Here is a 24,131-nt window from a genome sequence, read left to right on the forward strand (position 1 = left end):
GGGTACTGAGAGATCCCCGGTACTGTTCGCTGGGTGAACCGGTGGAAGTGGAGGGCGGGGATCGCCGCCGTACTGATCGTCTGGCTCGTGCTGGGCGCGATCGGCGGTCCGGCGGTCGGCAAGCTCAGTGAGGTCCAGCAGAACGACAACGCCAACTTCCTTCCGAAGAAGGCCGAATCCACGCTGGTCGCCAACGAGACCGCCAAGTTCGTCGACGCCAAGGCGCTCCCGTACTTCGTCCTGATCGAGCGTGACACCCCGATCACCGCTGCGGACCAGACCGCTCTGCAGGGATTCGTGGCCAAGATCCCGGCGCTGGACCTCGGCGACGGCAAGAAGCTCGGCGACTACCTGACCGCCCCGATCGGGACCGCGGTGCCGTCGGGCGACCACAAGGCGCTGCTGCTCACCGTGCAGACCGACAGCGACCGCGCGGACGAGGTCGTCGGCCAGGGCGAGACTGTTCTGTACGCCGTCGCGAAGGCGCTCCGGGCCGAGATCAAGCAGGACCTCACGCCGAGCGGCCTGCAGGTGTACGTCACCGGTCCGGGCGGCGTGTTCGCGGACTTCGTGGTCGCGTTCAGCGGGATCGACGGCATCCTGCTCGGCGTCGCGCTCGGGGTCGTGTTCGTGATCCTGCTGATCGTGTACCGCAGCCCGATCCTGCCCATCGCCGTACTGCTGACCGCGGTGTTCGGCCTCGCGCTCGCGGCGCTGGTCGTCTACCCGCTGGCGAAGCATGGTGTGCTGCAGCTCAACGGGCAGAGTCAGGGCATCCTGTTCATCCTCGTCGTCGGCGCCTCGACGGACTACGCGCTGCTGCTCGTCTCCCGTTACAAAGAGGAGCTGCACGACTACGACAGCAAGTTCCAGGCCATGCGGGTCGCGTGGCGGGCGGCGATCGAGCCGATCGCGGCCAGTGCGGCCACCGTCATCCTCGGCCTGCTCTGCCTGCTGCTGTCGAAGCTCGGTAGTACGAAGGGCCTCGGACCGGTCGGTGCGTTCGGCATCGCCGGTGCGTTCGTCGCGGCGATGACGTTCCTGCCCGCGATCCTGCTCGCGTTCGGGCGGCGGATCTTCTGGCCGTCGATCCCGCGCGTCGACCACGTGCACTCCCGCGACCAGGTCGGCGGGCGCCGGCTCTGGGGCCGCGTGTCCGGACTGGTCGGCCGGCGGGCGCGGCGGGTGTGGGCGATCACCGCGCTGGCGCTGCTCGCCTGCGCGGCGTTCCTGCCGACGTTCAAGGCCACCGGTACGTCGCAGGAGGACCTGTTCCTGAACAAGGTCGAGTCGGTCACCGGCCAGGAGCAGCTCGGCAAGCACTTCGACGCCGGCGCCGGTACGCCGGTGGAGATCCTCACCCCGGTGGCGCAGGCGGACCAGGTCGTACAGACCGCACTGAAGGTCGACGGTGTCGGCGCCGCCTCCGCCTCGGTCGCTCCCGGCGTACCGCCGAAGGTCGTCGACGGCAAGGTGCTGGTGCAGGCGACCCTGAAGATCCGGGCCGACTCGCCGGACGCGACGAAGGTGGTCAAGCACCTGCGGACCGAGCTGGACAAGGTCAGCCCGGACATCCTGGTCGGCGGCAACACCGCCATCAACCTCGACGTCCTGGACGCCGCGCAACGGGACCTTCGCGTCATCATCCCGACGATCCTCGCGGTGATCTTCGTCGTGCTGATGCTGCTGCTGCGTTCGGTGGTCGCCGCGGTCCTGCTGGTGATCGCCAACGTGCTCTCGTTCGGCGCGACCGTCGGTGTCAGCGCGCTGATGTTCAACCACGTCTTCAAGTTCCCGGGCGCGGATCCTGGCATCCCGTTGTACGCGTTCGTGTTCTTGGTTGCCCTGGGCATCGACTACTCGATCTTCCTGATGACGCGGGTCCGCGAGGAGTCGCGCGAACACGGGACCAGACCCGGCATCCTGGTCGGCCTCGCGGTCACCGGCGGTGTGATCACGTCCGCCGGCGTCGTCCTCGCCGCGACGTTCTCGGCGCTGGCGGTGCTGCCGATCCTGTTCCTGGTACAGATCGCGTTCATGGTCGCGTTCGGGGTACTGCTCGACACCACAGTCGTCCGCTCACTCCTGGTCCCGTCGCTGGCCCACGACCTCGGCAAGAAGGTCTGGTGGCCCAGCAAACTGGCCAAACAACAGCAAGCCCGCTGAGCCCGAACCCCTCCACAAACCCCAACCCCTACGACATACCCACCAGGCCCCGCGCGACGAACGTGCGGGGGCCGCACATGGGGTACGACGGCCCCCCGCCACCTACCTCCCGCACAGCCGCGCGCCGGACCCGGCCGCCACCGCCCACCCGTCCTCACCTGCCGCCTGACAATCCCCCACGGCGCAACTCACCCCCCACTCCGTACCACCCGCCTTCGGCCTCCCCAGCAACATGGCGACCGCGCCCCAACCCCGCCCGAACCCGCCATCGCCCAGCCCGCCCCCTGGCTCGCCCGCTCCAGCCCACCGGCCTCCATCAGTCCCCGACCGCCGACGCTGCAGCATTCCCGCGTCCCCGGCATCCCCACCGCCGCTTCCCGCTTCCCGCTTCCCGCTTCCCGCGCCAGCCTGCCATCCGCTCTGCGACAACCCGCCGAATCGTGGCGTCCGACCAACCCTGGACGCCGAGTCGTGGATAAAGGTTGTTCCAGGCAACCATTCCTCACGACTCACCGAGCCCCACCCGCCACGACGGGCGTATACCCGCTTTCCACCACACCGGTATGTGATGTTTCCCCTTGTGGACAAGACGATCCGCGCACGCACCCGAGTTGGCCACCCGCTACTCGATGACATAGAATCGAACACATGTTCGAGGAAGATCTGGATGTACTCTCCACCCGCGACCTGCTGGAGCGCGCCGCCGGCTGCCGCGAGCGAGCGAACCGGGCCGACGCCGACCTCCTCGAATGCGCCCACCTCTACGCCGACCGCCACCACCCCTCAACCCGCCAGACCCGCCCCGCCGGTCGTGGCAGCGACGGCCGCGAACGAGCCGTGATCCTGGGCGGCGACGGCTGCCCACCGATCACCGAATTCGCCGTCGCCGAATTCGCGGCCGTGATCGGAGTGTCTCCCGGCATCGGCCGCGACCTGCTCGCCGACGCCCTCTCCCTGCGCCACCGATTCCCCCTCACCTGGTCCCACGTCCGCTCCGGCCAAGCCACCCCCTGGAAAGCCCGCCAAATCGTCCGCGCCTGCCTCAAACTCGACCACGCAGGCGCCGACTACGTCGACCGCCGCGTCGCCGACTTGGTGGACACCGTCTCGCCCTACCGGCTAGACAAAATCATCCAAGCCGCCAAGATCCACACCGACCCCGAACAAGCCCGCAAAGACACCGCCGAGGCAGCCGACGACCGCGGCGTCTACGTCGGCCGAGGCGACAAACACGGCAACAAAACCATCTACGTGAAAGCTGCCGCCGCCGCCGTCAACCGACACGACGCAGCCATCGCCGAAATCGCCGAAGCCCTCAAACTCCTCGGCGACACCCGCCCACTACAACACCGCCGAGCCGAAGCCATCGACATCCTCCCCGACCCCGCCTTCACCCAAGAACTCCTCACCCAGGCCGCCCGAGCCGCCCGGACCACTCAGGCAGACCAAGCCGCAGAGACCACAGAAGGCGCACAGGGCGCACAGGGCGCACAGACCCGCCCGGCCGACCAGGCCGCCCCCGCCTACCAGCCCGATGACCTCGACCCGAGCCCCAACCACCCCAGCACGGGCCCTACCTCCAGCTCTGGCTCCAGCTCTGGCTCCAGCTCCGGCTCCAGCTCCGCCTCCAGCTCCGCCTCCCGCTCTGGCACCGCCTCTAGCACGGGCTCCGGCGTCACCGAACCCGCTCCCGACTCCCGCTCCGGCACTGGCTCCGACTCCGGCGCCAGCAAGGGCTCTGGCTCCGGGTGTGGGATCGGGAGTGTTGCTGGTTCCAGCTCGACCGGCGGCACCGGCGCCGGCGCCACGCCTGCGCTCCAATCCACGGAGGGCGGCGGTACCAGTCAGCGCGCCCAGGACGCCGGCAAGCCCGACAACTCCGGCAGCCCCGGCAGCCCCGGCAGCCCCGTCATCCCCGTCATCCCCGTCACCGCGGACACCGCGGACACCGCGGACAGCGCGGACAGCGCCGACCTGGCGTGCGCGTTCGACAGAGCTGATGAGTTGGAGCCGGCCGGCCCGCTCGAGGATCCCTGGTTAGAGGCGACCGGACCCGACGACCCCGACCCGCTAACGGATCCGTTCGACCGGCACACACGAACACAAGACCCGCACCCGCCCAGCGAACCCGACAACGGTTCGCCGATGGACGCTGCCGCGCTCCTGGCCCTCAACGCCCGCCTCGCCCAGATCAAGCAAGACGCCTACACCAACCCCAGCTACCCCACGCACCCGAACAACCTGAGTAATCCGAGTGGCCCCGAAGGCTTGAGCAACTCAGCTGGCTCGCGTCCGGGTAACGCCGAGATGCCGGCGCGCCGGACCAGCGGACAGGTCCGTCCAGGCAAGACCGAAGTCGTCGTCCACCTCACCGACCACACCCTGGCCACCGGCACCGGCGTCGTACGCGCCGAAAACATCGGCCCACTCCTGGCCACCCAACTCGCCGAACTCCTCGGCCACGGCCCCTACATCGTCAAACCCGTCATCGACCTCAACGACGCCATCAGCGTCAACGCCTACGAAATCCCCACCCGCATCCGCGAACGCGTCAAACTCATCCACCCCGTCGAACTCTTCCCCTACGGCACCCGCGAAACCACCAACACCATCGACCTGGATCACATCCAGCCCTACGACCCGCTCGGCCCACCCGGACAAACCAGCACCACCAACCTCGCCCCACTCGGCCGCTTCGGCCACCGAGTCAAAACCCACGCCCCCGGCTGGAAAGTCCACCGCATCGACCACAAGACCCTCGAATGGACCACACCCCACGGCTTCACCTTCCACGTCGACCCCGAAGGCACACACCGGATAGACCCCTCCACCGCACCGAACTCCGAGCAAGGATCGCCCAATGCCCGAGCACCGAAGTCCGTCCTTCCCGCCGAACGACCAGCGACCCCGTAGATGACAACATCACGACACCGAACGCCCGGACCCTGCAGCAGGCCCTCTTGAACAGCTGCTCGCGGTCGCCACACCAGTCGAGACGATCAGAGCTTCTTGAGCGAAGCCAGTTCCGTGCGGTTGGCGACACCCAGCTTCGTGTAGACGTGGGCGAGGTGGGTCTTCACCGTGCCTCGGCTCATGAAGAGGCGTTCGCCGATCTCCGGGTTGCTGAGGCCCTCCACGGCCAGCGCGATCACCTGCTCCTCGGTCGGGGTAAGGCTGGCCCAGCCGGAGGACGGGCGGCCGCGGGTTCCTCTGGTACGGCGGGCGTACGCGACGGCCTCGTCCAACGGGAGCGGCGGCTCGTCCGAGGCCGAGGCCGGCAGGTCGGGGTGGTCGGCCGGTGCCGCCAGGCCGAGTTCGGTGCGCGCGCGGGCGGCGGAGGCTGCCAGGCGGGCGGCGTCGGCGGGGCGGTTGGTGTGGATCGCCAGCAGGGCAAGGGATTCCAGGCTGTCGATAAGGTAGGTACGCAGACCGTGCTCGACGCGGATCGTCAGTGCCTCGTGCAGGAGCTCGGCGGCCTTGTCCGGTTGTACGGCGATCGCCGTACGGCCGAGCTGGTCGAGCGCGTCCGCGAGGATCCGCGGGAGGTTGTAGCGGCGCGCCAGGCCGGCGGCGCGTTCCAGCAGTTCGGTCGCGTCCTCGCCCAGTGCACGTTTGGCGGCGGCGACGGTCGGCAGCAGCATCGCGGGTACGAACGTCTCCGCGAGCTGGCTGTCCGGCGCGACGGCCGGGGCGAGCCACTCCACGACGGCGTCATACTCGCCCGTCCAGTAGGAGATCACGCTCATCACCTGGCCGAGATTCGGTACGACGGAACCGGTGGTCTCGGCGAGCTCCAGCAGCGGGCGCATCAACGCGAGGGCATCCTCGGTGCGGCCCACTCGTACGAGCACCGAGGCGAGCTGGGCGCGGGCGGAGCCGACGCGGTGGAAGTCGGCGAGCGGCTCGGCCGCTGCGAGGGCGCGTTCGGCGATCTCGACGGCCCTCCGCGGCTCACCGGTGGAGAGGAGGCTTTCGGACCACGTGGTCAGTACGGTCGACGCGATCCCGCGTTCACCGCTGGAGATCAGGCCGTCGGCGGCGCGGTCGATCAGCGGGCGGAGGTCGTCGTGGCGGTCCCAGAGTGACAGGAGTACGCATTGCAGGGCGACGTTGGCGTTCCGGGCCTGCTCGTTGCCGATGCCGTCGGCGAGACGGACGCCCTCCGCGGTCAGGTCCCACGCCTTCTGGAAGTCGGTGAAGAACTCGCCGACCGCTTTGAGCGCGAGGAACAGCGACTTCAGCCGATCGTCCCCTAGTTCGGTCGCGAGTTCGAGACCGCGGCCGGCCGCGTCGTACCCGAACGGGTCGACGGTGTCGGCGACGGTCGCGTACCCGTACAGCAAACGGGCCTGGAGCAACGTCCTGTCGTCGGGGGCGCGGTCGATCGCACGGCGGAGGTAGCCGATGCCCTCGTGGCCGGTCGCCTGCAGGTTCCACAGCCAGCGAAGCGCCGCGGCAAGGCGCCGGCCGCGGTTCGGATCGGGCGCGGACAGGCCGTGTTCGAGGGCGGCGCGGAAGTTCTCGCGATCGGGTTCGATCAGCGCACGCCAGGCGTCGCGATCCTTGTCCAGCAGGGGTTCGGCCGCCTCGGCTACCTCGAGGTAGTGGTCGAGGTGACGGTCCTGTACGGCGTCGTCCTCGGTCGCGCGGGTTGCGGCGTACTCGCGGACCGTCTCGAGCAGCCGGTACCGCCCGCCCTCCGCAACAACAAGCGATTTGTCGACAAGCCGCGCCAGGACTTCCAGTACGCCCGGTTGCTCCGTCACCGCCTGCACCGCGTCGAGCGCGAAGCCGCCGGCGAACACCGCCAGCCGCCGGAACACCTGCCGCTCGTCCTCGTCCAGCAGGTCGTAACTCCAGTCGATCGACGCGGCCAACGTCCGCTGCCGGGCGGCAACCCCCCGAACGTTCTTCGTCAACAGCCCGAACCGATCGCTCAACCCCGCTTCGATCTGCGCCGGCGTCAGCACCCGAGCCCAGGCAGCCGCCAGCTCCAACGCCAACGGAATCCCGTCCAACCGAGAACAGATCGACCGAACCGCATCCTCAGCATCTGTCGCCGCGCCCGAGCGTTCGAGGAAGAGGGCACGGGCTTCGTCGGGGGACAGTCCGGGAACTCGCCAGATCGACTCACCCGGAAGGTCCAACGGCTCGCGGCTGGTAGCCAGGACGGTGATCTCCGGGCAACCGGTGTGCAGGGCGACGACGAACTCGGCGACGCCGTCGATGATCTGCTCGCAGTTGTCGAGGCAGATCAGCGCTTGCTTGGTGCGGAGCTGACCGATGAGCAGGCGGTCGCCTGGTTCGACGAGCAGACCAATCGCGGCGGCGACGGCCTCGGGAAGCTGCGAGCTGTCGATGACGGCGAACAGGTCGACCCACCACACGCCGTCCGTCCACCGCTCGGTCAGCTGGGCGGCGGTCTGCGCCGCCAGCCGGGTCTTGCCACTACCACCCGGCCCGGTGAGTGTGACGAGCCGGCTGCCGGACAGTTGCGTACGCAATGCAGCGACCTGCGTCGCCCGCCCCACAAAACTGGTGAACATCACCGGCAGGTTGTTGGGCACCAGATCCAGCGACCGCAAGGGCGCACCGGTGGACGTGAGCTCGAAGATCCGCTCCGGCGAACCGAGATCCCGCAGACGATGGACCCCGAGATCAGCCAACCGCACGGGACCGTCGACCGGCTCGTCGCCAGGGCCTACCCGGCCGCGCCCGGCAACCTCCGCCTCCCCCGCGGTTGTTGCTGTTAGCAACGTTTGGCCGGGATTGGTGACGTCCAGCAGGTGATCTGCGTGGCGGGCAGCAGCGTCAGCTGTTGGTGCTGTGTGGAGGGCGATGCGGAGGAGATCGCCCGCCGGGACCCCGGCAGCCGTCGTGCGCAGAGTTTCGGCGGTGGTGATGGCCCCAGTGGCGGACGCGTACGCGATGGCCAGCGCCCCGCCGTCCCGGCGTACCAGCTCCTCGCCGGGGAGGTCGGCAACCAATCCGGCCAGGCGCGCGTACGCGGGTGCGCTCGCGGCGCCGGCGTACGACGCGGTCAGTACCGTCACCCCACCCATGCGCGACAGTCTGCCACTCGCCTGTTCGGGTCGCCGCTGTCGACCGTATCCACTACCCTCCGGAACCAGGGGGTCGACACGTCGTTCAATTCAATATGGTGAGGAGCCTATTAGAATGACGGACACCGCACCGACAGACCACGGACGATTCGCACTACCGACCAAGAACCTGCCTGCACCGCAGGTTCGCGACCTGCCCGATCCGCCCGCGAATACCTGGAAGATCATCGGTCCCGGCATGGTCGGCGCCGGGGTCGGGCTGGCGTCCGGCGAGTTCATCCTCTGGCCGTACATCTCCAGCCAGGTCGGCCTGGTGTTCCTCTGGGGCGCCGTCGTCGGCGTGGTCGTGCAGTGGTTCCTGAACATGGAGATCGAGCGGTACACGCTGGCCACTGGTGAGACAGCGTTGACCGGCTTCAACCGGTACGGGAAACACTGGGGCCTGTTCTTCGCGATCATGACGTACTTCGCCAACCTCTGGCCCGGCTGGGCGACCAGCTCCGCCAGCATGCTCACGTACTTGTTCGGCGCCGGTGATCCGCGCTGGATCGCGATCGTCATGCTGCTGGTGATCGGCGCGATCCTGACCTTCGCGCCGGTCGTCTACGTGATGCTGGAGCGGCTGATCGCGGTGAAGATCGCAGCGGTCGCGCTGCTCGTCGTCCTCGCGCTGGCGTTCGCGATCCGCGGGAAGACGTACAGCGCACTCGGCGACGCGGTCACGCGGCCGCAGTTCCCGGCCGAGCAGCTCGGGTTCGCGCTGGTGATGGGCGCGATCGCGTACGCCGGAGCGGGCGGCGGGCAGAACCTGGTGCAGAGCAACTGGATCCGCGACAAGGGCTTCGGGATGGGTGTGCACGTACCGCGGCTGACGTCCCCGGTCACCGGCGAGACCGAGGCTGACCCGACCGCCAACGGGTACACGTTCCCGCCCGACGAGAAGAACCTGGCCCGCTGGCGGCGCTGGTGGAAGTTCGCGAACATCGAGCAGGCCGCGACCTTCGTGGCGATCACCGTGGTGACGATCGCGTTCACGTCGATGCTCGCCCACGCCACGCTCTTCGGCAACGACGACGTGAAGAACAACATCGGCTTCCTGAAGATCGAGGGTACGACGCTGCAGACGCTGGTCGGCGGCTGGTTCGGCTACCTGTTCTGGGCGATCGGCGCGTTCTCGCTGTTCGCGGCGGCCGCGGGGATCGTCGACTACACGTCCCGGCTGGCGTCGGACATGATCAAGGCCCGCTACCTGCGGACGTCGAAGATCACCGAGTCCAAGCTGTACTTCTGGCTGGTCTGGGGACTGGTTGCCTTCGGCATCGTCGTCCTACTGGCCGGCCTCACCCAGCCGCTGGTACTGCTGATCATCTCCGCCTGCACCGCCGGCACGATGATGTTCGTCTACTCCGGCCTCCTGTGGTGGATGAACTCCCGGGCCCTCCCGGAGGCCATCCGCATCACCACCTGGCGTACCGCAGTCCTGGGCTTCTCGTTCCTGGCCTTCGGCTTCCTCGCCGTCTTCACCCTGATCGACCAACTGAAGAAGCTGTGAGCAACCCGCGAACCTCCTCGGCCTGCGGCAGGCCGTACCGGCGGTAAAGCTCCAACGCGAGCCGCCACTGCTCCTGAGCGGGCTCGGCCTCCCCGAGCCCGCTCAGCGCGTCACCCAGCAAATGCCTGATCCGCGCCTCGAATTCGCCGCTGTTGTTGCCGATCAACGTCAGCGCCTCTTCGAGATGCGCCCTCGCCGATCCGTACTCGGTCAGCTCGACCTCGACCCCGCCGAGGTCCCGGAGCAGTTCGGCCACCGAGAACTGGCTGCCGAAGCTCCTGCCGTCGGCTACGCCCGCCCGTAACCAGTCGCGCGCCTTCTCGAGCCGGTCGTCATTGCGATAGGCCTCACCGATGGATCCGCGCAGCCAGGGCAGGAACCGAGGCTTACCCGCGCGGACGAGCTGCGCAGCCTGGTCGAATTCGCGGTCCTGTTCGGCCGGCCGGCCGAGTCGGCCGGCGATGACCCCGAGGGTGAAGCGCGCCTCCCCTTCGGCATGTACGTCGGCCCTGCTGCGTGCGAGCTCCAGTCCGGCCTGCGCGTGTGCCGCGCTCTCGTCCAGCCGTTCCATGCGCGCCAGGAACTCGGCGAGGCCGACGTGGCTGTACATGTGCAGCCACGTGTATCCGGCGGCCGCAGACACCTCGATTGCGACCTCCATGTGCACGGCAGCCGTCTCGAAGTCCGACAGGACTGCGTAGTGCCGGGCCACGTTGTGTCTGATTCCGCCTTCCGCCTGAGCCGGTGCGCAGCCCGGATCGCGCCGCACCGCTGCCAGCGCCAGCTCCCACAGCTGCAGTCCCTCGGCGTGCCGAACGCGGTCGGTCCAGAACGGCCCCATGCCGACCGCCAGCCTGACAATCGTCGCCAGGTCGGCGTACGGTCCGGCCGTCAGCCGGCGGGCAGCAGCGAGAAGCCCGGCTGCCTCGGTGTCCAGCCAACTCATGACGTCCTCGTAGCCGAGGTCCTCGGTTCCGGTGAGCCAGCGTTCGTCGAACCATTCCTGTGACATCGGGTCGCCGAGCCCACGCAGGGTCCGGGCTCTCCAGGCCATCGCCACGTACAGGGCCATCACCCGGTCTCTGGCCGCGTCGCGTTCTGCTTCGGTGGCCGGGAGTTCCTGGACGTACGCGCGGACCAGGTCGTGGAACTGGTACCGCCGCGGTGCGGGTGACTCCAGCAGATGCAGGTCGACGAGCTGTTCCAGCCGGTCCTCGGTGTCGGCGACCGGGAGCTCGAGCAGCCGGGCGGCGACCCGGACGTCCAGCTCCTCCCCCTCGTACAGGCCGAGGCGCCGGAACGCCGCGACCGCGTCCAACTCGGTTGCCGAGGACAACGACATCTCGATGCTCGTCCGGACGTCGAGGGCCAGCTCGTCCAGGCGCCGGCGGCTGGTCGCCAGCCGCTCGGCGAAGGACGCCACGCTCCACGAGGGCCGGGCGGCGAGCCGGGCGCCTGCGATCCGGAGCGCCAGCGGGAGGCCGCCGCACAGCCGGACGATCATCCGCGCGCTGTCAGGGTCCGCCTCGATCCGCCCGTCGGCGGCGATCCGCGCCAGCAACGCGCGGGCGTCCGGATCGGGCAGCGTGTCCAGGGCGAGCCGCGTCGCGCCCGGCAGATTGGTCAGCATCCGGCGGCTGGTGATCAGAACCGCACAGGTCGATGCCCCAGGCAACAACGGGAGGACCTGCGACTCGTGCGCCGCGTTGTCGAGGAAGACGAACACCCGGCGGCCGGCCAGCGCCGAGCGGTACCGGGCTGCGAGTTCGTCGGCGTTCGAGGAGCCGGCCTGCACGCCCAGGCTGCTCAGCAGGCGGCCGAGCGCCTCCGCGGCGGTCATCGGTTCGCCGGGGCCGAAACCACGCAGGTTCAGGTACAACTGGCCGTCCGGGAACAGGCCGGCCACCCGATGCGCGACATGGACGCCGAGCGTGGTCTTGCCGACACCGCCCATTCCGGCGACGGCGGAAACCACCACGACGCCCTGCCTCGACTCACCGGCCGAGAACAACTTCTCGAGGTCCGCGATCTGCTCGTCCCGGCCGGAGAAGTCAGGTGGATCGTCCGGCAGCTGCTCAGGTACGGACTGGTTGGTTTGCGTTCGGCTGCCGGCAGCGACGAGCTCCGCGCGCTCGGTCTCCGTCAGCCCGAGGCCGTCCCCCAACAACTCGAGGGTCCGCGGCCGCGGGTGCCGGCGGCGGCCGGTCTCCAGGGTCTTGATCGCTTCGACGCTGACCCCGGACACCTCCGCCAGCCGTTCCTGCGACAGGCCGGCAGTACGCCGGAACTTCCGGAGTACGGATCCGAACTCAGACACGCGGGCCGTACGCCTCCGGGGTGCCGTTGGCGGTGGTGAAGAGGGAGTAGACGGAGGTGGTCGCGGTGAGGAACAGGCGGTTGCGTTTGGGGCCGCCCCAGGTGAGGTTGCTGACGGTTTCGGGGACGAGGAGTTTGCCCAGGAGGGTGCCGTCGGGGTGGTAGATGTGCACGCCGTCGGCGGCCGAGGCCCAGATCCGGCCCTGGGTGTCGAGGCGGATGCCGTCGAAGATGCCGTTGCCGCATTCGGCGAACAGGTCGCCGCCGGAGAGCTTGTCGCCGTCGACGGTGAACACCCGGATCGTGCCCTCTTCGGAGTCGGTGATGTAGAGCAACGACTCGTCGGGTGAGAACGCCAGGCCGTTCGGGCGGTTGAAGTCGTCGGCGACGCGGGTCAGCACGCCGTCCGGCGAGACGCGGTACACATGGCAGCCGCCGGTCTCGATCTCGCCCCGGTAGCCCTCGTAGTCGGAGTCGATGCCGTACGCCGGATCGGTGAACCACACCGATCCGTCGCGCTTGACGACGACGTCGTTCGGGCTGTTCAGCCGCTTGCCGTCGTACTCGTGGGCGAGCACGGTGATACCGCCGTGGTGCTCGGTCCGCGTGACCCGGCGGTTGCCGTGTTGGCAGCTGACGAGCCGGCCCTGGGTGTCACGCGTGTGCCCGTTGGTGTTGCCGGCCGGGTGCCGGAAGACGGAGACCTGGTACGACGTCTCGTCCCAGCGCAGGATGCGGTCGTTCGGGATGTCGCTCCAGAGCAGGTACCGGCCGGCCGGCGAGTACACCGGTCCCTCGAGCCAGCGGCCACCGGTCCACAACCGCTCGAGCCGGCTGTCCCCGCGGACGCCGGCGAACCGCTCGTCCAGCTTCTCCCAGACCGCCGGAGCGGACCCTGCCAACGGCTCGAGAATTCCGGTCATCACGTCTCCTCTGGTTGGACCTCTGGGACGGAAGGATATGCGTGGCGCCGCACACGGGGGCTTCAGGTCCGGCGCCGCTCGAGTGACCGTCGTGTGGAGACATCCCCTTGAAGGTTGACACCGTTCGTGAAGAGAAGGCGATCGAGGGCCTGATCAGCAGGCTCACCGACACCTTCGACGGCATCCATACTCCCGAAGACATCGAAACCGCGATCCGTACCGCCCGCGAGTCCTTCGCCGGCGACCCGGTCCGCGACTATGTACCGATCCTCGTCGAGCGCATCGCTCGCGAGCAGCTCACCCCGAAGCCGGACCCGGCCGAGCAGGCTGTGCCGGACGAACGCAAGGCCAGGTGGACCGGGCCGGCCGTCACGCTGGAGGCCGGCGACGACGCGCCCGACGTGGCAGCACCAGCCGCGGACGCTGAAGCTGATGGCGGCGGGAGCAGCGGTCCGCCCGCGCCGGGCAGCGGGTTCGGCGGGTTCCGGCGGCGGTTTCCGATCGCGCTCCCGGCCGCTGTCGCCGGTGTGCTCGTACTGGCGACGGTGGCGACCGTGCTCGTCGTACGGAACGGCGACGACGCGCAGGCGAAGTCCGGCCTGATCACCGTCGGCGGTGTGATCGGGTCGGAGAAGCGGGCGTTCTTCGAGGACCCGGACGTCAAGGCCGCGCTGGCCAAGCACGGGTTCGCGGTGAACGTCGACACCGCCGGATCGCGGGAGATCGCGACCAGCGTCGACCTGAGCAAGTACGACTTCGCGTTCCCGTCCAGCAGCACCGCCGCCGAGCGGATCCTGCAGCCGACGCCCGGCCGCCCGGCGGTGACCGGCAAGAAGTTCGCGGTGTTCTCGTCGCCGATGGCGATCGCGACGTACCAGCCGATCGTCGACCTGCTGTCGGCCACCGGGATCGCCCGGCAGGTGAACGGCATCTGGTACTTCGACGTCCGCAAGTACGTCGACCTCGTGAAGGCGAACTGGCGCTGGACGAACATCCACGGCAACACGACGTACCCGGTGAACAAGCGGATCCTGGTCACCACCACCGATCCGCGTACCTCGAACTCGGCGGCGATGTTCCTGTCGATCGTCAGTTATGTTGCCAACCACAACAGTGTGGTGCAGAGCGCGGCGGACGAGAAGAAGGTGCTGCCGCTGGTCGCGCCGCTGTTCGTGAACCAGGGGTACACCGACAACTCGAGCGAGGGCCCGTTCGACGACTATCTGTCGCTGGGCATGGGCAAGTCGCCGATGGTCAACATCTACGAGGCGCAGTTCGTCGAGGCCGCGGTGGAGCGCAAGCTCAAGCCCGGCATGGTGCTGATGTACCCGTCGCCGACCGTGCAGTCCAAGCACACGCTGGTCTCGTTCGATGCGAACGGCGAGAAGCTCGGCCAACTGCTCTCCACCGACCCGGAGCTGCAGCGGCTCGCGGCCCGGCACGGATTCCGGACCGGCGACGAGACGCAGTTCGCGAGCGTCGTGAAGCAGCACGACATCCCGGTCGCGCAGGACGTCATCGATGTCGCGGACACTCCGACGTACGACGCCCTCGAACGGCTGCTGGACGCCGTCTCGAAGTCCTACCGCTGAACGTTCGTCAGCCAGGACCACACCGACGTGGTCGCGGTGACGAAGAGCCGGTTGCCCTTCGGGCCGCCGAACGTCAGGTTGGACACAACGTCCGGAAGCAACAGCTTGCCGATCAGAGCGCCGTCCGGGTCGAAGCAGTGCACGCCCTCGTGCGTCGCCGCCCAGACCCGGCCGGCGCTGTCCAGCCGGATGCCGTCGAACATGCCTGCCGTACAGGGCGCGAACACCTCGCCTCCGGTCAGCTTGTCGCCGTCGACGTCGAAGCGCCGGATGTGCTTCCGCGGCGTGTCGACGACGTACAGCTGGGTCTCGTCGTTGGAGAACGCGAGCCCGTTCGGCCGCTGGAAGTCGTCCGCGACCACGGTCAGCGTGCCGTCCGGGTCGATCCGGTAGACGTGGCAACCGTCCAGCTCCTGCTCGGCGGCGTACCCCTCGTAGTTCGAGCTGATGCCGTACGGCGGATCGGTGAACCAGATCGACCCGTCGCTGCGTTCGACCACGTCGTTCGGGCTGTTCAGCCGCCGACCATCCAGGTGTGAGACGAGGTCGGTGAGGCTGCCGTCGTACTCGGTCCGGACGACGCGGCGATCGCCCTGGGAGCAGCTGATCAGCCGGCCGGCCCGGTCGATGGTGTTGCCGTTGACGTACCCCGACGGTTGCCGGAACACGCTGACCTGGCCGGACAGCTCGTCCCAGCGGAGCATCCGGTCGTTCGGGATGTCGCTGAAGACCAGGCAGCGCCAGGCGGGCGAGTACGCCGGTCCCTCGAGCCAGCGGCCGCCGTCGTACAGGCATTCGAGGTAGTCGTCGCCCGCGACGCTCCTGAAACGCTCGTCGAGAACCACCAGCTCGGCTCGGAGCCGCGGCGGCGCGGCGTTGATCGTGACAGTCATATTCTGAATGTAGTCTTGCCACTGACCACTTGAACAGAATGAGATTTGGTTTGTGACGCAAATGACCATAGATGATGTGGATCGCGGGCTGCTCACCGCGTTGCAGGAGGATGCCGGGCAGTCGTACGCCGCACTCGGGGAGGCGGTTGGGCTGTCGGCGGGGTCGGCGCATGAGCGCGTACGGAAACTGAAGGCCGCCGGGGTGATCCGCCGGACGACGGTCGACGTGGATCCGGGTGCGGTCGGGCTCGGCGTGCTGGCGTTCGTACTGTTGGACTCCGCCGCGTGGATGGGCGACGAACCGACGCTGACGGCGCTGCGGGCGATCCCGGCGGTCGAGGAGGCGCACATCATCGCCGGACCGGCGTCGGTGCTGGTGAAGGTCCGGACGGCGACCACCGAGGACCTGCAGGCGACGCTGCGCGCGCTCCACCAGGTGGACGGCGTGACCAGTACGCAGACAGTCGTCGTACTGGAGACGTTTTTCGAGAAACGGTCCAGCGTGGTGTGAGCAACACCCTGCACCCGGAACGGCCGCTTGACCCTAGACTCGGGCCAGCCGAAGGGAGCCAGCTGTGTCCGACAGCAAGCAGATCACCAAGGTGCTGGTCGCCAACCGGGGCGAGATCGCCGTCCGGGTCGTCCGGGCCGCCGCCGACGCGGGAATCGGCAGTGTCGCCGTGTACGCCGACCAGGACCGGGACGCGTTGTTCGTCCGGCTCGCCGACGAGGCCTACGCACTGGACGGCGCGACACCGGCCGACTCCTACCTGAACATCGCGAAGATCCTGGACGCTGCGGCCCGCTCCGGCGCGGACGCCGTCCATCCCGGCTACGGGTTCCTGGCCGAGAACGCTTCCTTCGCACAGGCGGTGATCGACGCGGGGCTGATCTGGATCGGCCCGCCGCCGTCGGCGATCGACTCGCTCGGCGACAAGGTCAAGGCCCGGCACATCGCCGAGAAGGTCGGCGCGCCGCAGGTCCCTGGCACCCCGGACCCGGTCGGTGGCGCTGACGAGGTCGTCGCGTTCGCGGAGCAGTACGGTCTGCCGATCGCGATCAAGGCGGCGTACGGCGGTGGCGGTCGCGGGATGAAGGTCGCGCGGACCATGGAGGAGATCCCGGAGCTGTTCGAGTCCGCGACCCGCGAGGCGGTGAGTGCCTTCGGGCGCGGCGAGTGCTTCGTCGAGCGGTACCTGGACCAGCCGCGGCACGTCGAGACCCAGTGCCTGGCCGATGCCCACGGCAACGTTGTGGTCGTGTCGACCCGGGACTGCTCACTGCAGCGCCGGTACCAGAAGCTGGTCGAGGAGGCGCCGGCGCCGTTCCTGTCGGACGAGCAGCTGGAGATCCTTTACAGCTCGTCAAAGAAGATCCTGCGCGAGGCGGGGTACGTCGGCGCCGGCACCTGCGAGTTCCTGGTCGGGCAGGACGGGCTGATCTCGTTCCTCGAGGTGAACACCCGGCTCCAGGTCGAGCACCCGGTGTCGGAGGAGGTCACCGGCCTGGACCTGGTCCGGGAGATGTTCCGGATCGCCAACGGCGAGGCCTTGGGGTACGACGATCCGCCGGTCTCGGGGCATTCGATCGAGTTCCGGATCAACGCCGAGGACGGCGGCCGCGGGTTCCTCCCGGCACCGGGTACCTTGCTGCGCTGGCACGTCCCGTCGGGTCCCGGTGTACGGCTGGACAGCGGCTACGACCAGGGCGAGACCGTGCCGGGCGCGTACGACTCGCTGGTCGCGAAGCTGATCGTCAGCGGGCGCGACCGGACCCAGGCGCTGGAGCGGTCGCGGCGGGCGCTGCGCGAGTTCGTCGTCGAGGGCATGCCGACGGTGATCCCGTTCCACGCCTCGGTGGTGTCCGACCCGGCCTTCGTCGGCACGGACGGGTTCAAGGTGCACACCCGGTGGATCGAGACCGAGTACGACAACCAGCTCACGCCGTACGCCGGCCCGACGGCCGAGACCCCGGAGGACGCCGAGCGGGAGAAGGTGACGGTCGAGGTCGGCGGCAAGCGGCTCGAGGTCGTCCTGCCCGCGGGTCTGGGCGGGATCGCGCCGGCCGCCTCCGCCGGTACTAAGAAGAAGCCGTCGCGGCGGGCCGGTGGGGCGAAGAGCTCCGCGGCGTCGGGTGACTCGCTGACGTCGCCGATGCAGGGCACGATCGTGAAGATCGCCGTCGAGGAAGGCGCGACCGTTGCCGAGGGCGACCTGATCGTCGTACTCGAGGCGATGAAGATGGAGCAGCCGCTGAACGCGCACAAGTCCGGTACGGTCACCGGCCTGAGCGCCGAGGTCGGCGCGACCGTCTCGGCCGGCGCCACCATCTGCGAGATCAAGGACTGAGCCGGGCCTCGAAGCCGTCCAGGATTGCTCGCAGTCCGAACTCGAACGTGTCGTCCGGCGCCGCGGCGTACTCCGTCGCGGCTGTCGTGTCCAGCCGTGCCCGCAGCCGCGGGAACTCCGCCGCCACTGACGCCGCCTGGCCGACGAATTCCTTGATCGTCCGCTCGGCGTCCTGCCCGCCGCGGCTCAGCCGACGGTTCAGCGACACCTCCGCGGCCGCGCTCAGGCAGCTGCCGAGTACGTAGACGAGGACCGTACCGGCCGCACGATCGGCGTCCGCCGGGGCGAAGCCGGCGCGTTCGTACAGCTCGAGCGTGTGGTCGTCGTACCGGAACTTGCCGCGGCCCGACATCAGGTGGCTGCCGAACGCCTGCCCGTACCAGGGATGCCGCAGCAGCATCCCGCGGAGACCGGTGGCGAGGCCGGTGGCCGCCGTACGCCAGTCCGTCGCGTCGAGGTCCGGGAGCGTGATCTCCGCCCAGATCGCGTCGCCGGCCCGCTGAACGAGCTCGTCCTTGGTCTTGATGTGCCAGTAGATCGCGGTCGGCGCGGTGCCGAGCCGCTGGCCGAGGGCGCGCATGTTCAGGCCGTCGAGCCCTTCCTCGTCGAGCAGCGCGATCGCCGCGGTGAGGATCTGGTCGACCGTGAGGACGTCTCTGGGCATGACTTGAACTTAGTTCAGGAGTCGGGTTAGAGTCTACTTGTACTTAGTTCAAGTCCAGGAGGAGTGAGGCAGATGCTGACCGAGTTCGTCGCGAAGACCGCGGAGCAGTTCGGGATTCCGGGAGTGGCCGTCGGGGTGCTGATGGACGGCGAGGAGACCGTTGTCACCCACGGCGTGACCAACGTGCTGAACCCGCAGCCCGTCGACCGGGACACCCTGTTCCACATCGCGTCGGTGTCGAAGACCTTCACCGCGACCGCATTGCTGCGGCTCGTCGAGCAGGGCAAGGTCGAGCTCGACGCCCCGGTACGGCGCTACGTTCCGGAGCTGAAGTTGCTCGACGAGGACGTGGCCGAGCGAATCACCGTACTGAACCTGCTGAACCACACCGCTGGCCTGGAGTGGAACGTCATCGACACCGAGGACGGGGACCTGTCATTGGCCGCGTTCGTCCGGAAGATGGCGACCTTGCCGATCATCGCGGCACCCGGCAGCAGGGCGTCGTACAGCCAGGCCGGCTACAACCTGGCCGGACGGATCATCGAGAACGTCACCGGACAGCCGTACGAAAAGGCGATCGCCTCGTTGCTGCTGGAGCCGCTGGAGCTTCGGAACACCCTGTTCGACGTGGACGAGGTGATGGTCCGGAAGTTCGTTGCCGGACACAACCGTGCGGACGACGGGTCGCTGCAGCCCGCCGTACCGTGGAAGGCGAACCGGGCCGGCGAACGCGGCAACAATCCCGGTGGCGGAGTGGTCACCAGCGTCGGTGATTTGTTGCGGTGGGCAAGGTTCCACCTGGGTGGTGGTGACGGGTTGCTGCCGGCCGGCGTACTGCACGGGATGCGCGAGCAGACCGTCGAGCTGCGGGCGAGCTCGTTCGGCGACGGGATCGGCATCTGCTGGTTCCTGCGCCCCGTCGACGGCGTCCGGACCATCGGCGCCGGCGGCTCCGGCAACGGCCAGTTCGCCGACCTCCTCGTCGTACCGGAGCGCAACTTCGCGATCGTCTCCCTGACCAACGCCGGCCCCGACGGCTACACCTTCAACCAGACCGTGCTCCGCTGGGCCCTCGAGCACTACCTCGGCCTGGTCGAACGCGACCCCGAACCCCTGCCGTACGACGCGATTCGCGCACAGGAGGCCGCCGGCCGCTACGAGATCGACGCCATGAACCTCGACATCGCCACCGACGGCACCCGCATCACCCTCGCCGTAGGCATCAAACCCGAACTCCGCGCCGCCTCCGACGTAGAGATGCCCCCGGACTACCCCGCCGCCGAAATCGGCCTCCTCCCCCACGACGAATACATAGTCACCGAAGGCGGCCTCACCGGCCAACGCGGCTACTTCACCCGAACCCCAAAAGGCACCATCACCGGCCTAGACCTAGCCGGCCGCCTCTTCCCCCGCGCCGCCGCCCAACCAAGGGCCTAACACCCACCGCTTGTGCCTCGCAACGACACCCGCGAGGCACAAGCGGAGGGCGAGAGGCAGCGCCAGCAGCTCCGCTCCCCACCACCTCACGCGCACCCGCCGAAGGCGGCAACGAACAGCCGGCGCGGAGCGGTGACATTTCTCAGGTGGCTGGGGCGGTTTCGGCTTGGGCGTGGCATAGTGCGCTGGTTGAGTTGGGAGTGAGGAGCGGGGTATGTGGCGGGAGCGGGCTCGGTACTGGTTCGACAGCACGATGTCGCGGGGTACGCCGGCGTTGATCGGGTGGTTGGGGTTTGCCTCGACGGTGCTGGTGCTGCTGGTTTCACTGCTGGTGATCTGGCTGGTGCCGAAGGACGTCGTACAGCACGGTGGCTGGCCGGAAGTGTTCTGGATGACGTTGATGCGGGCCATCGACGCGGGCACGATCGGCGGGGACACCGGGAGCCCGTTGTTCCTGTTCCTGATGCTGCTGATCACGATCGGCGGGATCTTCGTCGTCAGCGCGTTCATCGGCGTGATGACGACAGGCCTGAACGCGAAGATCGAGGACCTACGCAAGGGTCGCTCGAGGGTGGTCGAGCGCGGGCACACCGTCGTACTCGGCTGGTCGGAGCAGGTCTTCACCGTCGTCTCCGAACTCGTACAGGCGAACCAGAGCCAACGCCGTACCTGCGTCGCGATCCTCGCCGACAAGGACAAGGTGGAGATGGAGGACGAGCTCCGCGCCCGCGTCGGCGACCTGGGCAGCACCGTGGTCGTCTGCCGTACCGGCAACCCGCTCCGCCCGGCTGATCTCGATCTCGTGAACCTGTCGGCGGCCCGCTCGGTGATGGTCCTTCCGCCGGCCACCGACGACGCGGACATCCAGGTGATCAAGGTCCTGCTCGCGCTCGGCGACCGTGCCCGCCGGTCGGACGGCCCGCATGTGGTCGCCGCACTCCGCGATTCCGACAACCTCGCGGCGGCGCAGCTCGCGGGTGGTCCGCGGGCGCAGCTGATCGGCGCGGACGATCTCGCCGTACGGCTGATCGTGCAGGCGCACCGGCAGTCCGGACTGTCCGCGGTCTGCACCGAACTGCTCGCGTTCAGCGGCAACGAGTTCTACATCCGTACGGACCCACAAGCCGCCGGGCAGACGTTCGGCGACGTCAGCCGCACGTTCGATCGCGGCGTCGCGGTCGGCATCCGGTACGGCGACGGCCGCGTCTCGCTCAATCCCGCCGCCGACGCGGTCCTCGGCGACTCCGACCAGCTGATCGTGCTCGCGGAGGACGACGCGCTCGTACGGCGCTCGACGGTCCCGGTGCAGATCGTCGAGAACGCGATCGCGGACGCGGAGCAGCCGGCCGCGACCATCGCGCGGACCCTGATGATCGGCTGGAACAAGCGTGCCCCGAAGATCCTCGACCTGCTCGACGACTTCGCCACCCCCGGCTCGCACGTGCAGATCGCCGGCCCGGACGAGCCCACTCCCGGCCAGTACCCGAACCTGACGATCGGTACGACGTACTGCGACCCGACGAACCGTGCCGCCCTGGAAGCTCTCGACGTCGGCAGCTACCAGAACGTGATCATCCTGGCCGCGGACGACCTCGACGAACAGCAGGCCGACGCCCGTACGCTGCTGACCCTGCTGCACATCCGCGACCTCGAGCAGCGGCTGAACGCGCCGTACTCGATCGTCAGCGAGATCAACGACGACGCGAACCGGGAGATCGCGCAGGTCACCGAGGCCGACGACTTCGTGGTCAGCGAGAAGCTGATCAGCCTGCTGCTCACCCAGCTGAGCGAGAACCGGCACCTGGCCGACGTGTTCGCGGAGCTGCTCGGACCCGACGGCGCCGAGATCTACCTGAAGCCGGCCGCCGACTACCTGGTCCCCGGCACCCCGGCGAACTTCGCCACCCTCGCCGAGGCCGCGCGCCGCCGGGGCGAGACCGCGATCGGCTACCGGGTCGCGAGCGGGTTCCACCGGCCGCCGGGGTACGGCGTCGTACTGAACCCGGTGCGCGACGCGGCCCTGACGCTCCTCGCGGACGATCGGGTGATCGTGCTCGCGGACTTGGGCGCGGCCGGAGGATTGACAGACAGTTCTCAGGTTGAAGCTGTAAGTTCCGTCCAGGCATCCGGTTGAGGAGGGTTACTGCATGTCCAAGAAGACCCACGAGCAGCAGCTGGCCGCACGCAAGGCGAAGCGCCAGGCTGAGCGCGAGGCCGAGCGGCTCCGGCAGCGGCGGAACCTGGCGATCACCGTGGCGTCGGTGGTGACCGTTGTCGTGGTCGTCGTCGGGGCGTTCGTGGTCTTCGGAGGCGGCGACGGCAAGCCGGCGGCCACTCCGTCGGTGGCGGCCGAGAACAAGCCGGCCAGCATCCCGACCGCGATGTTCCCGGCGCCGAAGCGCCCGAAGCCGCTGGCGGCCGAGGTGAACTGCACGTACAAGAAGAGCGCCGAGCCGGCCGCCCGGAAGGTGAACCTGCCGGCGGATGGCAAGACGAAGGCGTCAGGTACGTCGAAGGTCAGCCTGGACACGTCGATCGGCGACCTGCAGCTCACCCTCGACAGCTCGCTCGCGCCCTGTGCGGTGAAGAACTTCCTCAGCCTGGTCGGCCAGAAGTACTACGACAACACCAAGTGCCACCGGCTGACCGTCGGCGAGGGCCTGCAGGTGCTGCAGTGCGGCGACCCGACCGGTAGCGGCTCCGGCGGGCCGGGGTACAGCTTCGCGGACGAGGTGTACCCGACGTTGAAGTACGGCCGCGGCATGCTCGCGATGGCGAACTCCGGCGCGAACACGAACGGCAGCCAGTTCTTCATCGTGTACGGCGATGCGTCCGGGCTGACCGCGCAGTACACGGCGTTCGGGACCATCGACGAGCCGAGCCTGAAGCTGATCGACAAGGTCGCGGAGGCCGGCGTCACGCCCCAGCAGAGCCCGCAGGACGGGACGCCGATCACTCCGGTCGACATCAAGACAGCAACTGCCGCAGCCTAGGCAAGTAGGCCGTAGCGGGAGTGGGGCCAGGCTAGGAGGGCGTGGATCTGGGTGATGCCGGACTGCTGGAGGAGCTCTACCGAGCCGTCGCGGAACTTGTACAGGTTCGTTGCCGGGTCGCGGGTGGTGTTCCAGTTGTAGTCGGCGTATGCCTGCATCGCGTTCCGGTACCGCGGGTCCGGGCTCACCGAGTCCAGGATCAGCAGGTTCTTGAACCAGATCGAGTTGAACGCGGCGCCTTGTTTCGCGAGCATCTCCGGCGTGTTGTAGAACGCCAGCGACGCGTTCGCGACCGACTTCGCGTCGCGCAGGTAACGGGCGTCACCGGTTGCCTTGAACAACAACACGCCGGCGCCGAGCATCACGCCCTGGTTGTAGCTCCACTGCGTCTTCTCTACGTTGCCGGCCAGGTCGATGTGGTCCCAGTACAGGCCGTTCGGCGCCAGCATGCAGGTCTGCGCCCATTGGTACATCTTCTGCGCCCAGGTCAGGTACGACTTGTCCCGGGTGAGCAGGTACAGGTGCGCGCCGAGCTCGGCGCCCGGGCCGTTCGACACCGTGTTCCGGTCCTGGCTCCACGGCGCCTGCGTCCAGTACACGCCGCCGGCGCACGGGTGCGACGGATCGGTGTCCCAACCGTGGACGACGAGCGCGAAGATGTCCTTGGCCCGGGCCAGCGCAGCGCGGTCACCAGTCCGCTTGTACCGCTGGATCAGGTTCAGGCCGATCCACTCGTTGTCGTCGTAGAACTTGTCGCCGCCCTGGCCGTTCGGCGGCCGGACGTACGAGTCGTACCCGGTCGGCGTCGTCGTCGAGTTCCAGTAGAACTCGTACGCCGCGATCCGCCGGTCCGCCTCTGCGGAGCCCGCACTGCCCGCGCCGGGGACACCGGCCAGGTCCTCGGCCGCGATCGCCGCCTGTGAGTACGGCCAGACGTACGAGTACGCGTTGGACTGCGTGTTCGGGTACTCCTCCAGCAGCAGCCCGCGGCCGGCGTCGAAGTACGTGTTGATGGCCTCGTACGACGCCCGCGCCCGGGCGGCCGCGACGGGATCGGTCCCGAGGGCGTCGTCGGCACTGGCCGTTGACATGTTCAGCGCACCGAGGACCGCGACCGCGAGCACTCCAGCGGCCAGACGTGTTGATATACCAAGCTTTCTGCGCATCGACCTGCTCCTCCTGGGC

Annotated in this window: 15 protein-coding genes; 9 read left to right on the top strand and 6 right to left on the bottom strand. The window is 68.7% G+C overall.

Annotated elements, in window-relative coordinates; all coding sequences use genetic code 11:
* Nucleotides 1-33 precede the first annotated feature (33 nt).
* Nucleotides 34-2,166: an MMPL family transporter gene (locus tag ACZ5BU_RS17540; RefSeq protein WP_465700033.1), complete on the top strand. Its 2,133-nt coding sequence runs from the start codon at nucleotides 34-36 to the stop codon at nucleotides 2,164-2,166.
* A 648-nt stretch (nucleotides 2,167-2,814) separates the two neighbouring features.
* A complete protein-coding gene (locus ACZ5BU_RS17545) occupies nucleotides 2,815-5,079 on the top strand; it encodes a 13E12 repeat family protein (RefSeq protein ID WP_465700035.1) in 2,265 nt (754 codons plus the stop codon).
* An 86-nt stretch (nucleotides 5,080-5,165) separates the two neighbouring features.
* Here ACZ5BU_RS17545 and ACZ5BU_RS17550 read toward each other — a convergent pair whose 3' ends face one another.
* On the bottom strand, nucleotides 5,166-8,228 hold the full coding sequence (locus ACZ5BU_RS17550; protein ID WP_465700037.1) for a helix-turn-helix transcriptional regulator: 3,063 nt from the start codon (nucleotides 8,226-8,228) through the stop codon (nucleotides 5,166-5,168).
* A 115-nt stretch (nucleotides 8,229-8,343) separates the two neighbouring features.
* Here ACZ5BU_RS17550 and ACZ5BU_RS17555 point away from each other — a divergent pair, with 115 nt between their 5' ends.
* On the top strand, nucleotides 8,344-9,780 hold the full coding sequence (locus tag ACZ5BU_RS17555) for an Nramp family divalent metal transporter (RefSeq protein ID WP_465700039.1): 1,437 nt from the start codon (nucleotides 8,344-8,346) through the stop codon (nucleotides 9,778-9,780).
* Here the strand turns inward: ACZ5BU_RS17555 and ACZ5BU_RS17560 are convergent.
* Together ACZ5BU_RS17560 and ACZ5BU_RS17565 are read right to left on the bottom strand one after the other, a co-directional pair.
* Complete coding sequence (locus tag ACZ5BU_RS17560) at nucleotides 9,749-12,097, bottom strand: helix-turn-helix domain-containing protein (protein ID WP_465700041.1); 2,349 nt, start codon at nucleotides 12,095-12,097, stop codon at nucleotides 9,749-9,751. The genes ACZ5BU_RS17555 and ACZ5BU_RS17560 overlap by 32 nt on opposite strands.
* Nucleotides 12,090-13,019, bottom strand: coding sequence for an SMP-30/gluconolactonase/LRE family protein (locus tag ACZ5BU_RS17565; protein WP_465700043.1), 930 nt, complete (start codon nucleotides 13,017-13,019; stop codon nucleotides 12,090-12,092). Before ACZ5BU_RS17565 ends, ACZ5BU_RS17560 begins: the two co-directional genes overlap by 8 nt.
* Before the next feature lie 107 nt (nucleotides 13,020-13,126).
* Here ACZ5BU_RS17565 and ACZ5BU_RS17570 point away from each other — a divergent pair, with 107 nt between their 5' ends.
* Nucleotides 13,127-14,611: a three-helix bundle dimerization domain-containing protein gene (locus ACZ5BU_RS17570; RefSeq protein ID WP_465700045.1), complete on the top strand. Its 1,485-nt coding sequence runs from the start codon at nucleotides 13,127-13,129 to the stop codon at nucleotides 14,609-14,611.
* Here the strand turns inward: ACZ5BU_RS17570 and ACZ5BU_RS17575 are convergent.
* Entirely contained in the window at nucleotides 14,602-15,504 is a 903-nt protein-coding gene (locus ACZ5BU_RS17575) for an SMP-30/gluconolactonase/LRE family protein (protein WP_465700047.1), read from the bottom strand. The genes ACZ5BU_RS17570 and ACZ5BU_RS17575 overlap by 10 nt on opposite strands.
* A gap of 61 nt (nucleotides 15,505-15,565) precedes the next feature.
* Here ACZ5BU_RS17575 and ACZ5BU_RS17580 point away from each other — a divergent pair, with 61 nt between their 5' ends.
* Together ACZ5BU_RS17580 and ACZ5BU_RS17585 are read left to right on the top strand one after the other, a co-directional pair.
* Nucleotides 15,566-16,015 (top strand): Lrp/AsnC family transcriptional regulator, encoded by a 450-nt coding sequence (locus ACZ5BU_RS17580; protein WP_465700049.1) that lies wholly within the window; start codon nucleotides 15,566-15,568, stop codon nucleotides 16,013-16,015.
* A 64-nt stretch (nucleotides 16,016-16,079) separates the two neighbouring features.
* The gene (locus tag ACZ5BU_RS17585) at nucleotides 16,080-17,852 is read left to right on the top strand and encodes an acetyl/propionyl/methylcrotonyl-CoA carboxylase subunit alpha (RefSeq protein WP_465700051.1); all 1,773 of its coding nucleotides are present in this window, start codon (nucleotides 16,080-16,082) and stop codon (nucleotides 17,850-17,852) included.
* Here ACZ5BU_RS17585 and ACZ5BU_RS17590 read toward each other — a convergent pair.
* A complete protein-coding gene (locus ACZ5BU_RS17590) occupies nucleotides 17,842-18,516 on the bottom strand; it encodes a TetR/AcrR family transcriptional regulator (RefSeq protein ID WP_465700053.1) in 675 nt (224 codons plus the stop codon). The genes ACZ5BU_RS17585 and ACZ5BU_RS17590 overlap by 11 nt on opposite strands.
* A 72-nt stretch (nucleotides 18,517-18,588) precedes the next feature.
* On the opposite strand from ACZ5BU_RS17590, the gene ACZ5BU_RS17595 reads away from it, so the two are divergent.
* The 3 genes from ACZ5BU_RS17595 to ACZ5BU_RS17605 all read left to right on the top strand — a co-directional run bounded on the left by ACZ5BU_RS17595 (nucleotide 18,589) and on the right by ACZ5BU_RS17605 (nucleotide 22,946).
* Nucleotides 18,589-19,953 carry a serine hydrolase domain-containing protein gene (locus ACZ5BU_RS17595; protein ID WP_465700055.1) on the top strand — a complete coding sequence of 455 codons (1,365 nt, stop codon included), beginning with the start codon at nucleotides 18,589-18,591 and terminating at the stop codon, nucleotides 19,951-19,953.
* 214 nt (nucleotides 19,954-20,167) lie between these two features.
* The gene (locus tag ACZ5BU_RS17600; protein WP_465700056.1) at nucleotides 20,168-22,087 is read left to right on the top strand and encodes a CASTOR/POLLUX-related putative ion channel; all 1,920 of its coding nucleotides are present in this window, start codon (nucleotides 20,168-20,170) and stop codon (nucleotides 22,085-22,087) included.
* Between the two features lie 13 nt (nucleotides 22,088-22,100).
* The gene (locus ACZ5BU_RS17605; protein ID WP_465700058.1) at nucleotides 22,101-22,946 is read left to right on the top strand and encodes a peptidylprolyl isomerase; all 846 of its coding nucleotides are present in this window, start codon (nucleotides 22,101-22,103) and stop codon (nucleotides 22,944-22,946) included.
* Here ACZ5BU_RS17605 and ACZ5BU_RS17610 read toward each other — a convergent pair.
* Complete coding sequence (locus ACZ5BU_RS17610) at nucleotides 22,943-24,112, bottom strand: glycoside hydrolase family 76 protein (protein ID WP_465700060.1); 1,170 nt, start codon at nucleotides 24,110-24,112, stop codon at nucleotides 22,943-22,945. The genes ACZ5BU_RS17605 and ACZ5BU_RS17610 overlap by 4 nt on opposite strands.
* Nucleotides 24,113-24,131 lie beyond the last annotated feature (19 nt).

The organism is Kribbella sp. NPDC031520 (assembly GCF_055580825.1).

Excerpts from the sequence above, each read along its gene's own strand:
- ACZ5BU_RS17545 (WP_465700035.1), top strand. The coding sequence starts at position 2,815 with ATGTTCGAGGAAGATCTGGATGTACTCTCCACCCGCGACCTGCTGGAG.
- ACZ5BU_RS17550 (WP_465700037.1), bottom strand. The coding sequence starts at position 8,228 with ATGGGTGGGGTGACGGTACTGACCGCGTCGTACGCCGGCGCCGCGAGC.
- ACZ5BU_RS17555 (WP_465700039.1), top strand. The coding sequence starts at position 8,344 with ATGACGGACACCGCACCGACAGACCACGGACGATTCGCACTACCGACC.
- ACZ5BU_RS17565 (WP_465700043.1), bottom strand. The coding sequence starts at position 13,019 with ATGACCGGAATTCTCGAGCCGTTGGCAGGGTCCGCTCCGGCGGTCTGG.
- ACZ5BU_RS17575 (WP_465700047.1), bottom strand. The coding sequence starts at position 15,504 with ATGACTGTCACGATCAACGCCGCGCCGCCGCGGCTCCGAGCCGAGCTG.
- ACZ5BU_RS17580 (WP_465700049.1), top strand. The coding sequence starts at position 15,566 with ATGACCATAGATGATGTGGATCGCGGGCTGCTCACCGCGTTGCAGGAG.
- ACZ5BU_RS17590 (WP_465700053.1), bottom strand. The coding sequence starts at position 18,516 with ATGCCCAGAGACGTCCTCACGGTCGACCAGATCCTCACCGCGGCGATC.
- ACZ5BU_RS17595 (WP_465700055.1), top strand. The coding sequence starts at position 18,589 with ATGCTGACCGAGTTCGTCGCGAAGACCGCGGAGCAGTTCGGGATTCCG.
- ACZ5BU_RS17600 (WP_465700056.1), top strand. The coding sequence starts at position 20,168 with ATGTGGCGGGAGCGGGCTCGGTACTGGTTCGACAGCACGATGTCGCGG.
- ACZ5BU_RS17605 (WP_465700058.1), top strand. The coding sequence starts at position 22,101 with ATGTCCAAGAAGACCCACGAGCAGCAGCTGGCCGCACGCAAGGCGAAG.
- ACZ5BU_RS17610 (WP_465700060.1), bottom strand. The coding sequence starts at position 24,112 with ATGCGCAGAAAGCTTGGTATATCAACACGTCTGGCCGCTGGAGTGCTC.